Consider the following 13,515-nt stretch of genomic DNA (forward strand, 5'->3'; position numbering starts at 1 on the left):
GGGTTCCCCTCAGTTCGCGGTGAGCTGCCACTGCTGGCAGGCGTTGTTCAGCCAGGACCACTGGCGCACGTCGGCGCCGTCGGCGGTGCCGCAGTTGGTGACGTCGGCGACCTTGCCACTGCTCGCGTTGACCAGCCGCACCCAGCCGCCGGAGGCGCTGAGCACGAGCCGGAACCGCTGGCAGCTGTTGTTCAGCCAGGACCACTGCCGCAGGTCGGCACCGTCGGCGGCCGAGCAGTCGGCCAGGTCCAGCACCTTGCCGCTGGCGACGTTCACCAGCCGGCTGGTGTCGTCCGCCTGGTCCTCCACCCGCCACTTCTGCGCGGCCGATCCGTTGCAGGACCAGAGCCGCACGTTCGCCCCGTCGGCAGCCGAACCGTCCGCCAGATCAAGGCACTTGCCACTGTTCCGGTTCACGAAGGAGTAGCTGGTCGGCGTCGCCGCCGTCTCCCCCGACGGGCCCGGCAGCGCGGTGCCGAGCGCGACCGGGGTGCCGAAGTTCGGCGTGCCGTCCGCGTTCCAGCTGAACTTCTGCGCGCGGGTGGTCCGGTTGTTGTCGCAGCCGCCGCTCGCCGAGTCGTTGGCGTGGTAGACGATCCAGTCCTCGGTGCCGTCCGGCGACTTGAAGAAGCCGTTGTGCCCGGGCCCGTACACGCCCGCCGCGTCGTTGCGCTGGAACACCGGGGTGAACTTCTTGGTCCAGGAGGAGGCCGACAGCGGGTTACTGCCCGTCAGTTCGAGCTGGCCGAGCTTGTAGTCGGGGGTGGTGCAGTAGCTGCCGGAGTAGACGATGAAGGTCCGGCCGTCGTGGTAGAGCGGTTCGGGGCCCTCGTTGACAGCCGCGCCGGACTTCTCCCAGGCGTACGTCGGCGTCGAGATGGCGCTCAACGCGCCGCTCACCGTGTAGGGGTTGCTCATCGGCGCGATCACCAGGTTCTGGGTGCCGCCGCTGAACGCGCTGCCGAGCAGGTAGAGGGCGGTGCCGACCTTGAGCACGCTGCCGTCGATCAGCCAGGTGTCGCTGCCGGGCGCGGCCAGGTCGTTCTTGAAGGCGTACGGGCCCATCGGGTCGCTGCCCGCGCTCTCGGCCACGTGCATCCGCTGGGTGGAGTTGTAGTCGGCGATGCCCTGGCCGGCCACGTAGTAGAGGTACCAGCGGCCGTTGAAGAGGTGCAGTTCGGGTGCCCAGATGTTGCAGCACCGGTTGGGGTCGGTGTCCTTGAACACCTGGATGCTCGGGGCGGTCGCCAGCCCGGCCAGGGTCGGCGACTTCCGCATGGTGATCTCGGCGGACCAGGAGGTGGTCACCAGGTAGTAGTTGCCGTCGTAGTACTCCAGCCACGGGTCGGCCCCCTTCTGGGACTTGACCGGATTGGTGTACGTCCGCCCGGCGGCGGCGCCGGCCGGGTGCCCCTGGGCGGCGGCGCCGAGCAGGGTCAGGAGGACGACGAGCAGGGCGAGCCAGGCGCGTGGGTGGGCGCGGGGCACGGGCGTATCCCTTCGGGTGGGGGTCCGGCGGGTAAGGGGTCCGGCTACTCCACCGAGATGCGGTAGACGGTGGTGGACTCGTAGCGCTCGCCCGGGCGGAGGACGGTGGTGGGGTAGTCCGGGAAGTGCGGGGAGTCGGGGTAGTGCTGGGTCTCCAGGGCGATGCCGGCGTAGGCGCGGTAGCGGCTGCCGCCGGGGCCGGTCAGCGAGCCGTCGAAGTGGTTGCCGGTGTAGACCTGGATGCCGGGTTCGGTGGTCAGGCAGTCCAACCGCCGTCCGCTGCCGGGGTGTTGGAGGGTGGCGGCCTGGCGCAGGCCGTCGCCGGGGCGGAGCACCCAGTTGTGGTCGAAGCCGTCCCCGGCAAGCCAGAGCTGCGGGTCGGCGGCGGAGATCCTGCCCCCGAGGCCGGCCGCCGTGGTGAGGTCGAAGGGGGTGCCCTTGACCGGTTCGGGCGCGCCGAGCGGGATCAGGGTGGGGTCGACCGGGAGGTAGGCGTCGGCCTCGACCCGGAGCAGGTGGTCCAGGATCAGGCCGCTGCCCTCGCCGCCGAGGTTGAAGTAGGCGTGGTTGGTCAGGTTGACCACGGTCGGGGCGTCGGTGGTGGCGCCGTAGGAGATGGTCAACTCGCCGTGCCGGTCCAGCAGGTAGCTCACCGACACCTCGAGCGCCCCGGGGAAGCCCTGGTCGCCGTCGGGGCTGTAGAGGGTGAGCCGGACGCCGACCCGGCCGTCCTCCTCGATGGCCTCGCCGTCCCAGAGCCGGGTGGCGAAGCCGTCCGGACCGCCGTGCAGGGTGTGGCCGTTCTGCTGGGTCGCGAGCCGGTGCACCGCGCCGTCCAGCGGCAGCAGACCACCCGCGATCCGGTTGCCGTAGCGCCCCACGGTCGCGCCGAAGTACGCGGCCTCCCCGAGCAGTTCGGCCACCGAGCCGCCGCCGAGCAGGACGTTGGCCCGCCGCCCGTCCCGGTCCGGGGCGTGCAGGGACTGCAACCGGGCACCCAGGCTCAGCACCTCGGCGGTGACCTCGCCGGCGGTGCCGAAGACCCAGCGGTCGATGGTGCTCCCGTCGGGCAGCTCACCGGCGGGGTACTGGTGGATGGTCAGCTCAGCGGTCATGGCGCGGTGCTCCCTCTCGTGAGAACGCGGCGGGGCGGCACCCGGTGCCAGGTGCCGCCCCGAGGAGGTTGACGCAGGATCAGAAGCCCTGGGCCAGGCGGTGGTAGGCCTGGTTCCAGCGCAGCTCGCGGGTGAACTGGCGGATCGTGGTGTCGGCGTCGATCAGCACCAGCTCGGTGCCGAGCATCTCGGCCAGGTCGTCCAGCTGCTCGGCGCCCAGCGCGCTGGAGAGCACGGTGTGGTGCGGGGCGCCGGCGGCCAGCCAGGCCTCGGCCGAGGTGCGGAAGTTGGGCCGGGGCTTCCAGACCGCGCGGGCGACCGGGAGCTGGGGCAGCGGCTCGGCCGGGTCGACCACGTCGATCTCGTTGGCGACCAGCCGGAACCGGTCACCCATGTCGGCCAGGCCGGCCACCACGGCCGGGCCGGGCGCGGCGTCGAAGACCAGGCGGACCGGGTCCTCCCGGCCGCCGATGCCGAGCGGGTGCACCTCGCAGGACGGGGTGTCGGCGGCGATGCTCGGGCAGACCTCCAGCATGTGCGCGCCGAGGATCAACTCCTGCCCGGGCTCCAGGTGGTAGGTGTAGTCCTCCATGAAGGAGGTGCCGCCGGGCAGGCCGGTGGCGGTCACCTTGAGGGTGCGCAGCAGCACCGAGGTCTTCCAGTCGCCCTCGCCGCCGAAGCCGTAGCCGTCGGCCATCAGCCGCTGGACGGCCAGGCCGGGGAGCTGGCGCAGGCCGCCGAGGTCCTCGAAGTTGGTGGTGAAGGCGCGGAAGCCGCCCTCGGTCAGGAAGGTGCGCAGACCGGCCTCGATCCGGGCCGCGTACCGCAGGGACTCGTGCCGCTCGCCGCCCGGACGCAGGGCGGGGGCGAGGCGGTAGCTGTCCTCGTACTCCTTGACCAGCTCGGAGATCTCGGCCTCGGAGGCGGCGTCGACGACCTCGACCAGGTCGTTGACGCCGTAGGTGTTGACCGAGACGCCGAACTTGCGCTGGGCCTCGACCTTGTCGCCCTCGGTCACGGCGACGTCGCGCATGTTGTCGCCGAACCGGGCCAGCTTGAGGGTGGCCAGCTCGGCCCGGCCGGCCGCGGCGCGGGCCCAGGAGGCGATCCGGGAGGTGACCACCGGGTCGCTGACGTGCCCGGCGACGGTCTTGCGGGCGACGCCGAGGCGGGACTGGATGTAGCCGAACTCGCGGTCGCCGTGGGCGGCCTGGTTCAGGTTCATGAAGTCCATGTCGATGGTGGACCAGGGCAGGTGGGCGTTGGCCTGGGTGTGCAGGTGCAGCAGCGGCTTGCGCAGCGCGTCCAGCCCGGCGATCCACATCTTGGCCGGGGAGAAGGTGTGCATCCAGGCGACCAGGCCGACGCACTCGTCGGCCGCGTTGGCCTCCAGACAGACCCGGCGGATCGCGTCGGCGTCGGTGAGCACCGGCTTCCAGATGACCTTGACGGGCAGCTCAGGAGAGCCGTCGAGCTGCTCCGCTATCCGCCGCGACTGCTCGGCGACCTGACGCAGCGTCTCCTCGCCGTACAGGCCCTGGCTGCCGGTCAGGAACCAGACCTCGCGGCCTTCGATGGGCTTGCTCATGGTGGTGCTCCTCACCGGCCGGACTGCTGCTGGCCGTACACGTTCTGGTAGCGGAAGTTGAGGCTGTCGATGTCGGCCTGGGCGATCGGCAGGGGTTCGCCGAGCTGGCGTGAGATGTGCACGGTGCGGGCGACGTCCTCGCACATGACGGCGGCCTTGACGGCGGACTTGGCGTCCTTGCCGATGGTGAAGACGCCGTGGCTCTTCATCAGGACGGCGGGCGAGCGGTGGCCGTGCAGGGTCTCCACGATGCCGCGGCCGATCGAATCGTCGCCGATCAGGGCGAACGGGCCGATCGGGATCTCGGCGCCGAACTCGTCGGCCATCGCGGTGAGGACGCAGGGGACCGCCTCACCGCGGGCGGCCCAGGCGCAGGCGTAGGTGGAGTGGGTGTGCACCACTCCCCCGACCTCGGGCATGTGCCGGTAGACGTAGGCGTGGGCGGCGGTGTCGGAGGAGGGCGAGTGCACGCCCTCGACCACGGTGCCGTCCAGGTCGCAGAGGATCATGTTCTCCGGCGACAGCTCGTCGTAGGAGACGCCGCTGGGCTTGATCACCATCAGGTCCTCGCCGGGCACCCGGGCGGAGACGTTGCCGGCCGTCCAGACCACCAGGCCGTAGCGGACCAACTCCTGGTGCAGGTCGCTGACCTGACGGCGGATCAGGTCGATGAGGTCGGTCATCACGCCTCGCTCTTCTGGGTCAGGGCCTCGTTACCCAAGGCGGAGTTGCGCAGTCGGCGCAGCCGGTGCAGCTGCTTGTCGGCGGCGGTGCCGAAGTGCTCGTGCAGTTCGCGGTACTCGGCGAACAGCGCGTCGTAGGCGTCGGCCCGGGCCGGGTCGGGCAGGTACGCGGCGCGCTCGACCCGGCCCATCGCGGCGGCGGCGGTGCGCACGTCGGGGTGGGCGCCGGCCGCGACGGCGGCGTGGATCGCGGAGCCGACGGCCGGGCCCTGGGTGGAGACCGCGAGCGAGACCGGGCGGCGCAGCACGTCGGCGTAGATCTGCATCAGCAGCGGGTTCTTCTTCAGCCCGCCGGTGACGATGAACTCGGTGACCGGGACGCCGCCGCCCTCCAGGGCCTCGACGATGGTGCGGGTGCCGAAGGCGGTGGCCTCCAGCAGGGCCCGGTAGACGTCCTCGGGGCGGGTGGCCAGGGTGAGGCCGACGATCACGCCGGAGAGGTGGTGGTCGACCAGGGTGGAGCGGTTGCCGTTCAGCCAGTCCAGGGCGACCAGGCCGTGCCCGCCGACGGGCTGGGTGGCGGCCTTGCGGGTGAGCAGCTGGTGGGCGTCCTCGCCGGTGGCCGCGGCCTCGACGAGGTACTCGGCGGGCAGGCCCTGGCGCAGCCACCAGGCGAAGATGTCGCCCACCGCGCTCTGGCCGGCCTCGTAGCCGTAGGCGCCCTCGACGATGCCGCCCTCCACCACGCCGCAGATGCCGGGGACGTCGGCCAGGGTGGCGCCGTTGACGACGTGGCAGGTGGAGGTGCCCATGATGGCGAGCAGCTGGCCGTTCTCGACCGCCTGCGCGGCGGGGGCGGCGACGTGGGCGTCGACGTTGCCGGCCGCGACCGCGATGCCCGCGGGCAGGCCGGTCCAGGCGGCGGCTTCGTCGCTGAGGCCGCCGACCAGGGAGCCGAGCGGGGCCAGCGGGTGGGCCAGCCGGGTGCGGGCGAAGTCGGCGAACTCCGGGTTGAGGGCGGCGAGGTAGTCCTCGGAGGGGTACTCGCCGTCCTGGAAGATGCCCTTGTAGCCGGCGGTGCAGGTGTTGCGGCTCTCGGTGCCGGTGAGCTGCCAGACGATCCAGTCGGCGGCCTCGATCCAGCGCTCGGTGGCGGCGTAGACCCCCGGGTCCTCCTCCAGCAGTTGGAGGGCCTTGGCGAACTGCCACTCGGCGGAGATCTTGCCGCCGTACCGGGCGATCCACTTCTCGCCGCGCTGGTGGGCGAGTTGGTTGATCCGGTCGGCGTGGTCCTGTGCGGAGTGGTGCTTCCAGAGCTTGGGCCAGGCGTGCGGGCGGTCGGCGAGCGCGGTCTCGGCGAGCGGGGTGCCGTCGGCGGTGACCGGCAGCACGGTGCAGGCGGTGAAGTCGGTGGCGATGCCGATCACGGTGGCCGGGTCGACGCCGGAGGCGGCGAGTGCGGCGGGGACGGCGGTCTGCAGTACCTGGCGCCAGTCGGCCGGGTGCTGGAGCGCCCAGTCGGGCGGCAACTGCTCACCGGTGCCCGGGAGTTCGGTCTCGATCACACCGTGCGGATAGTCGTGGACGGCGGTGCCCAGCTCCTCGCCGTCGCTGACCCGGACCACCACGGCGCGGCCGGAGAGGGTGCCGAAGTCGACGCCGATGACGTGGCGCTCCGGGGAGGAGGTTGGTGGCACGTTCATGTCCTTACGAGAAGAGGGTCTGGTACCGGCCGCCGGGAGGCTCCGCGACGGTGCGGGCCCGGCGGCCGGTCTGCCCGTCCGAGCGGACGGGGCCGCACGGTCCGGGCCGGCCGAAGCGGGGTGGCCGGCCCGGTGAGCGGGGTTCTTGTCAGCCGCGCTAACGGCGCTGACGGGCCGTCATGAGGCGCTGGAGCAGGATGAAGACGAACAGCAGGGCGCCGATCACGATCCTGGTCCACCAGGAGCTCAGGGTGCCCTGGAAGCTGATCACGGTCTGGATCAGGCCGAGCACCAGCACGCCGAGCACGGTGCCGAGCAGGTAGCCGGAGCCGCCGGTCAGCAGCGTGCCGCCGATCACCACGGCCGCGATCGCGTCCAACTCGAGCCCCACCGCGTGGAGTCCGTAGGCGGAGAGCATGTAGAAGGTCATCAGCACGCCGCCGAGCGCCGAGCAGAAGCCGCTCACACCGTACACCGCGATCTTGGTCCGGCCGGCCGGCAGGCCCATCAGCAGCGCGGACTGCTCGCTGCCGCCGATCGCGTAGACGTTGCGGCCGAACCTGCTGTAGTGCAGGACGACGAACGCGGCGGCGACCACCAGCAGGGCGATCAGCACGCTCGGGGAGATGAACAACTCCCCCAGCGGGATGCGGGTCTGGGCCATCGCGGTGTACGTCGGGTCGGTGATCGAGATCGAGTCGATGCTGATGGTGTAGCAGAGGCCGCGGGCCAGGAACATGCCCGCCAGCGTCACGATGAACGGCTGGATCTCGAAGGTCTGGATCACCCAGCCCATCGCCAGCCCGGCTCCGGTGCCGATCGCCAGCACCAGCGGAATCACCAACAGCGGCGGCCAGCCGTGGAGTTGGACCAGCCAGGCGGAGATCATGGTGGACAGGGCGACCATCGCGCCGACCGACAGGTCGATGCCGCCGGTGAGGATCACGAAGGTCATGCCGACCGCGACCACCAGCAGGAAGCCGTTGTCGATCAGCAGGTTGAGCAGGACCTGCCCGGAGAAGAAGCCCTCGTAGCTCACCGACCCGGCGGCGAACATCACCACCAGCAGCACCGAGGTGACCAGCATGGGGAGTTGACCCCGGCCGCGCCGGGTGAGGGTAGACACTACGGTGCCGGTGCTCATGCTCCGACCTCCAGCTTCTCGGGCGCCGCCGGCCGTACGCCGTGCCGGCTGCGGGAGCGCCGCCGGGCAGCCTTGGCGCGGAACACGGGCGACTGGACCAGGCAGACGGTGATCACCACGACGGCCTTGAAGACCAGGGTGGTCTCCGGCGGGATGCCGATGGTGTAGACGGTGGTGGACAGGGTCTGGATGACCAGTGCGCCGAGCACCGTGCCGCCGAGCGAGAACCGGCCGCCGTTCAGCGAGGTGCCGCCGACCACCACGGCCAGGATGGCGTCCAACTCGATCCACAGGCCGGCGTTGTTGCCGTCCGCGCTGGAGACGTTGGAGCTGATCATCAGCCCGGCCAGCGCCGCGCAGAGCGCGCTGACCACGTAGACCAGACCGATCAGCCGGGCCGCCTGGATGCCGACCAGCCGGCTGGCCACCGGGTTGCCGCCGACCGACTCCAGCAGCAGCCCGAGCGCGGTGCGCCGGGTGAGTGCGGAGGCCAGCAGCACCACGGCACCGGCCAGCAGCACCGAGAACGGCACCGTGAGCCAGTAGCCGCCGCCGATCAGCTTGTAGGGCTCGCTGGTGATGGTGATGATCTGACCGTCCGTGATGAGCTGGGCGACGCCGCGCCCGGCCACCATCAGGATCAGCGTGGCGATGATCGGCTGGACGCCGACCCTGGCCACCAGGACGCCGTTGGCGGTGCCCAGCACCACGGCCACGCCGAGCGCGATGGCGACGGCCGTCAGCACGGTGGTGAGGCTGCCCGGGTCGGGCGCCTCGCTGATGTGCAGACAGGCCAGCGCGGCGGCGATCGCGACGGTGGAGCCGACCGAGAGGTCGATCCCGCCGGTGGCGATCACCAGGGTCATCCCGAGGGCGACCAGGATCAGCGGGGAGCCGAAGTGCAGGATGTCGATCAGGCTGCCGTAGAGGTGGCCGTCCTTGAGCCGGATCGCGAGGAAGTCCGGGGTGAACGCCAGGTTGGCGAGCAGCAGTGCCAGCAGCACCACGGCGGGCCAGAACAGGCGGTGTCTGGCGATTCGGCTCACGACGCGGCTCCGCTCGCGATGGTCTCCATGATCCGCTCGGGGGTGAGCGTCCCGTCGTTGCGCAGCTGGGCGACCATCCGGTGGTCGCGCAGCACGCCGATCCGGTGGCTGAGCCGCAGCACCTCCTCCAGTTCGGCGGAGATGAAGAGCACCGACATCCCGTCACCGGCCAGCTTGGCCACCAGCTTCTGGATCTCGGTCTTGGCGCCGATGTCGATGCCGCGGGTGGGCTCGTCCAGGATCAGCAGCTTGGGGTCGGTGATCAGCCAGCGGGCCAGCAGCACCTTCTGCTGGTTGCCGCCGCTCAGGTTGCGGATCAGCGCCTCCGGGTTGTTCGGCCGGATGTCCAGCGCGCGGATCCACCGCAGCGCCAGCTCGTCCTGGGCCGAGCGGGAGAGCGGGCGGGTCCAGCCCCGGGCGGCCTGCAGGGCCAGCACGATGTTCTCCCGCACCGTCAGCTCGCCGACCAGGCCCTCGGTCTTGCGGTTCTCCGAGCAGAAGGCGATGCCGTGGCCGATCGCGGCCCGCGGGCTGCGCAGCGCGGCGGGCGCGCCGTCGATCTTGACGGTGCCCTGGTCGTTCTGGTCGGCGCCGAACAGCAGCCGGGCCGCCTCGGTCCGGCCGGAGCCCAACAGGCCTGCCAGGCCGATCACTTCACCCGGCCGGATGGACAGGTCGTACGGCTCGACCGCGCCCCGGCGGGCCAGGCCCTCGGCCCGCAGGAAGGAGGTTCCGGTGGGCTCGGTGCGGGTGGCGCCGGCCAGCTCGGCCAGACCGGACAGCTCGCCGCCGATCATCCGGGCGACCAGCTCGACCTGGCTGAGCTCGCTGGTGAGGTACTCGCCCTCGTGGCGGCCGCCGCGCAGGATGGTCATCCGGTCGCAGATCTCGTAGATCTGGTCCAGGAAGTGCGAGACGAACAGGATCGCCACTCCCCGGTCGCGCAACCTGCGCATCACGGCGAAGAGTTGGCGCACCTCGTCGCGGTCCAGGCTGGAGGTCGGCTCGTCCAGGATCAGCACCTTGGCGTCGACGTCCACCGCGCGGACGATCGCCACCAGCTGCTGGACCGCGATCGAGTGGTCGGACAACGGGGTGGCGACGTCGATGTCCAGGTCCAGCGCGGCCACCGACTCGGCCGCCCGGCGCCGGAGTTCGGCCCACTGGATCAGGCCGAGGCGGCGCGGCTCGCGGCCGATGAAGATGTTCTCCGCCACCGACAGGTTCGGGCAGAGGTTCACCTCCTGGTAGACGGTGGAGATCCCGGCCTGCTGGGCCTCGAGCGGCCCGCCGATCCGGACCGTCTGCCCGGCCAGGCTGACCTCGCCGCCGTCGGACTCGTACACGCCGGTGAGGACCTTGATCAAGGTCGACTTGCCGGCGCCGTTCTCACCCATCAGCGCGTGCACCTCGCCGGGGAAGAGCCGGAAGTCGACCCCGTCCAGTGCCACCACGCCGGGGAACTCCTTGCGGATTCCCCGTACTTCCAGGACCGGCTGCGCTCGCATCCGCTCCTCCTCTCGTGGCCGGCGGGCGGGCGGCCCTCCGCCGAGGGCCGCCCGCGCGCCGGGCTGTGTGGTTCCGTCAGTACGTCAGGCGCCGTTGGGGCGCCGCATGGGTCAGTACTGGCGGGAGGGCAGCGCGGCGGCAGCCTGGTCCGCGGTGAAGACGCCCTCGACGGTCTTGATCCTGCGCTCGACGGGCTGGCCCGCCTTGACCTTCTTCACCAGCTCCATGAGCTGGTCACCGAGCAGCGGGTTGCACTCGACCACGACGTTGATCTTGCCGGCGGCCATCGCGGTGAAGGCGTCCTTGACGCCGTCGACGGAGATGATCTTGATGTCCTTGCCGGGCACCTTGCCGGCCTCCTCGATCGCCTGGATCGCGCCGAGGGCCATGTCGTCGTTGTGCGCGTAGAGCACGTCGATCTTCGGCTGGGACTTCAGGAAGGCCTGCATGACCTCCTTGCCCTTGGCCCGGGTGAAGTCACCGGTCTGCGAGGCGACCACCTTGAACTTGGACTCGCCCTTGATGACGTCGCCGAAGCCGGACTTGCGGTCGTTCGCCGGGGCGGAGCCGGTGGTGCCCTGGAGCTCCACGATGTTCACCGGGTCGGTCTTGCCCTGGTACTCCTTGACCAGCCAGTCGCCGGCCTTCTTGCCCTCCTCGACGAAGTCCGAGCCGAGGAAGGTGGCGTAGAGCGACTCGTCCTTGGAGTCCACCGCGCGGTCGGTGAGCACGACCGGGATCTTGGCGTCCTTGGCCTCCTTGAGGACGGTGTCCCAGCCGGACTCGACCACCGGCGAGAAGGCGATGACGTCCACCTTCTGCTGGATGAACGAGCGGATCGCCTTGATCTGGTTCTCCTGCTTCTGCTGGGCGTCGGAGAACTTGAGCGTCACCCCGGCCTTCTTCGCGGCGTCCTGGACCGACTTGGTGTTGGCGGTGCGCCAGCCGCTCTCGGCGCCGACCTGGGAGAAGCCGACGGTGAGCTTGCCGGAGTCGCCGCCGGCGGCCGCGTCCTTCGAACCGCCGCCGGAGCCACAGGCGGTGAGGGCGACGGCCATCGCGGTGGCGACCAGGGCCACCGCAGCTCTCTTGGACATGTTCGGGTTCCTCTCGGGTGGGGGTGCTGGGACGGGAGTGGTGAGCACCCCTCGTTCCGCTGAGGGAATTGTTAACGCTAACAATTGGCCCGGACAAGAGGTAACGCAGGAGTTACCCAATCTTGACCGGCGGCGCGGCCGGGTATGCGGCGGTGAGCAGGCCGCGCCGGCGGCCGTATCCGAACAGGTCAGCCGGGCAGGCGGGTTGATGCGCGGGTCGGCAGGCGGGGCAGCACCCGGGCCGGCGCGCCCGGGGTCAGACCACCACCGCCGTGGTCAGCGGCGCGAGGCCGGGCCGCTGCTGCGGCGGAGCACCAGCTCCGGGGAGATCAGCGCATGCTCCCGCGCGCTCGCGGACGCCCCGCCGGAGACCTGGTCGACCAGCAACTCCAGTGCGCGGCGCCCGAGTTCGGCGAAGTCCTGACGGACCGTGGTGAGCGGCGGAGTGAAGTACGCCGCCTCGTGGACGTCGTCGAACCCGACCACCGAGACGTCCCCCGGCACCGCACGGCCGGCCTCGTGCATCGCCCGCAGCAGCCCCAGCGCCATGTGGTCGTTGGCGCAGAACACCGCGGTGACGTCGGACTCCTCCGCCAGTCGCAGCCCCGCCTGGTACCCGGAGCGGGCGCTCCAGTCCCCACTGCGCACCTCGGGCGCCCGGGCGCCGGCTGCCTCCAGCGTCTGCCGCCAGCCGGCCTCCCGGTCCTGGCTCTCCAGCCACCCGCCCGGCCCGGCCACGTGGTGCACCGTCGCGTGCCCCAGGTCGAGTAGGTGCCGCGTGGCCTCCGCGGCGCCGAGCAGGTTGTCCACCGACACCATCGGCACCCGGCTCTGCCGCCCCGACCCGACCGCCACCACCGGCACCGAACTGGAGAGTCTGGCAACCGAACTGACGGCGGAGATCTGCGGGGCGATCACCACCACGCCCTCCACCCCCTGGTCCCGCAGCCGGTCCACCGCCTCCTGCACGGAGCGGCTGTCCAGCGAGCGCAGACTCGCCACGCTCACGAAGAACCCGGCGCTGCGGGCCGCCCGCTCGATGCCGTCCAGCATCGAGGCCGGACCGTAGAGCGTGGAGTCGAAGCTCACCACCCCGATGGTCTGGGACCGCTTGGTCACCAGCGCACGGGCCGCCGAGTTCGGCCGGTAGTCCAATTCGCGGATGGCCGCCAGCACCCTGTCCCGGGTGTCGGGCCGCACGTGCGGGGCGTCGTTGAGCACCCGGGACACCGTCTGGTGCGAGACACCGGCCAGCTTCGCCACGTCCGCCATCACGGGCTGCCGGGCCTCGGCGCTGTCGGTTCCCACGTGCGTCCTCTCGGTGGTGCCGGTACCCTACTCGGCGCTCCGCCGGTGTTCGGACGAGTGTAGTTGTTGTTCACGCTCACAGACCGACCGGGTGATCAGGTTGTCTGCGGAATCCCGGACCTCGCCCCCGGGGCGCCCCCGGGTCGCTCGTTCGGGTGCCGGTGGGGCATGGTGCCACGGTCGGCTCCGGGCGCGGGGGTACGTTGCGGCGCACGGCACGGTGGCGTGCCGTGCGGTGCCGTGCGGTGCCGTGCCGCGCCGTGCACCACGAGCGGACAGGGGTCGTCAGATGACCGTCAACCGAAGGAACCTTCTCCGGCTCGCCTCGGTGGCGGCGGGCACCGGAGTGGCCGTGGGGCTGAACGGGGTTGCCCGGGCGAGCACCCCGGCGCCGACCTTGCGCCTCACCGGGAAGCGGGCGTCCGCCAACCTCCCCGGGCTGCTGGTACCGGGGACGTCCTACTTCGTCCACTACGAACTGACGGACGATCAGGGGAAGCCGGCCGGCACCGAGAGCGCCCAGTGCACCCCGATCACGGTGGGGACGGACGGGGCGGTGGTCCTCGCCTCGCTGGTCCTGCGGCTCACCGACGGCGAGATCACCGCCTCCACCGCCTACGACCGGCCGCTCCCCGCGGTCACCGAGGTGCTGCTGGCTCCCCGTCAGTGGTCGCACACCTTCGCCGTCACCGGCGGGACGGGCACGTACACCGGCGCGACGGGCGAGATCACCATCGACCACCTCACCCGGGACGACGACGTCCTCACCGTCGCCCTGGCCTGACCGCCTCGACTCGCGCGGCACCCCCCACCACCACCCGAGCCCTCGCCGTC

At 71.4% G+C, this 13,515-nt stretch carries 11 protein-coding genes; 1 reads left to right on the plus strand and 10 read right to left on the minus strand.

Annotated features, from left to right (window positions below):
- Positions 1 to 9: 9 nt before the first annotated feature.
- From ACZ6ZR_RS26430 to ACZ6ZR_RS26475, 10 genes are all read right to left on the minus strand, one after another.
- Positions 10 to 1,488: a family 43 glycosylhydrolase gene (locus ACZ6ZR_RS26430; RefSeq protein ID WP_465646313.1), complete on the minus strand. Its 1,479-nt coding sequence runs from the start codon at positions 1,486 to 1,488 to the stop codon at positions 10 to 12.
- A gap of 44 nt (positions 1,489 to 1,532) precedes the next feature.
- The gene (locus ACZ6ZR_RS26435) at positions 1,533 to 2,603 is read right to left on the minus strand and encodes an aldose epimerase family protein (protein ID WP_465646315.1); all 1,071 of its coding nucleotides are present in this window, start codon (positions 2,601 to 2,603) and stop codon (positions 1,533 to 1,535) included.
- A gap of 79 nt (positions 2,604 to 2,682) precedes the next feature.
- Positions 2,683 to 4,191: an L-arabinose isomerase gene (gene araA / locus ACZ6ZR_RS26440; protein WP_465646317.1), complete on the minus strand. Its 1,509-nt coding sequence runs from the start codon at positions 4,189 to 4,191 to the stop codon at positions 2,683 to 2,685.
- 11 nt (positions 4,192 to 4,202) lie between these two features.
- Positions 4,203 to 4,874: an L-ribulose-5-phosphate 4-epimerase gene (locus ACZ6ZR_RS26445; protein ID WP_465646319.1), complete on the minus strand. Its 672-nt coding sequence runs from the start codon at positions 4,872 to 4,874 to the stop codon at positions 4,203 to 4,205.
- Entirely contained in the window at positions 4,874 to 6,577 is a 1,704-nt protein-coding gene (locus ACZ6ZR_RS26450) for a ribulokinase (RefSeq protein WP_465646321.1), read from the minus strand. Before ACZ6ZR_RS26450 ends, ACZ6ZR_RS26445 begins: the two co-directional genes overlap by 1 nt.
- A gap of 157 nt (positions 6,578 to 6,734) precedes the next feature.
- Positions 6,735 to 7,721 carry a galactofuranose ABC transporter, permease protein YjfF gene (gene yjfF, locus ACZ6ZR_RS26455; protein ID WP_465646323.1) on the minus strand — a complete coding sequence of 329 codons (987 nt, stop codon included), beginning with the start codon at positions 7,719 to 7,721 and terminating at the stop codon, positions 6,735 to 6,737.
- A complete protein-coding gene (locus ACZ6ZR_RS26460; RefSeq protein ID WP_465646325.1) occupies positions 7,718 to 8,767 on the minus strand; it encodes an ABC transporter permease in 1,050 nt (349 codons plus the stop codon). The genes yjfF and ACZ6ZR_RS26460 overlap by 4 nt, the downstream gene beginning before the upstream one ends.
- Positions 8,764 to 10,275 (minus strand): sugar ABC transporter ATP-binding protein, encoded by a 1,512-nt coding sequence (locus tag ACZ6ZR_RS26465; RefSeq protein ID WP_465646327.1) that lies wholly within the window; start codon positions 10,273 to 10,275, stop codon positions 8,764 to 8,766. Before ACZ6ZR_RS26465 ends, ACZ6ZR_RS26460 begins: the two co-directional genes overlap by 4 nt.
- 111 nt (positions 10,276 to 10,386) lie before the next feature.
- Complete coding sequence (locus ACZ6ZR_RS26470; protein WP_465646328.1) at positions 10,387 to 11,373, minus strand: ABC transporter substrate-binding protein; 987 nt, start codon at positions 11,371 to 11,373, stop codon at positions 10,387 to 10,389.
- Between the two features lie 276 nt (positions 11,374 to 11,649).
- Positions 11,650 to 12,681, minus strand: coding sequence for a LacI family DNA-binding transcriptional regulator (locus ACZ6ZR_RS26475; protein ID WP_465646330.1), 1,032 nt, complete (start codon positions 12,679 to 12,681; stop codon positions 11,650 to 11,652).
- A 289-nt stretch (positions 12,682 to 12,970) separates the two neighbouring features.
- Here ACZ6ZR_RS26475 and ACZ6ZR_RS26480 point away from each other — a divergent pair, with 289 nt between their 5' ends.
- Entirely contained in the window at positions 12,971 to 13,465 is a 495-nt protein-coding gene (locus ACZ6ZR_RS26480; protein WP_465646332.1) for an allene oxide cyclase barrel-like domain-containing protein, read from the plus strand.
- The last annotated feature ends 50 nt before the right edge of the window (positions 13,466 to 13,515 follow it).

It is taken from the genome of Kitasatospora sp. NPDC088742 (assembly GCF_055584905.1).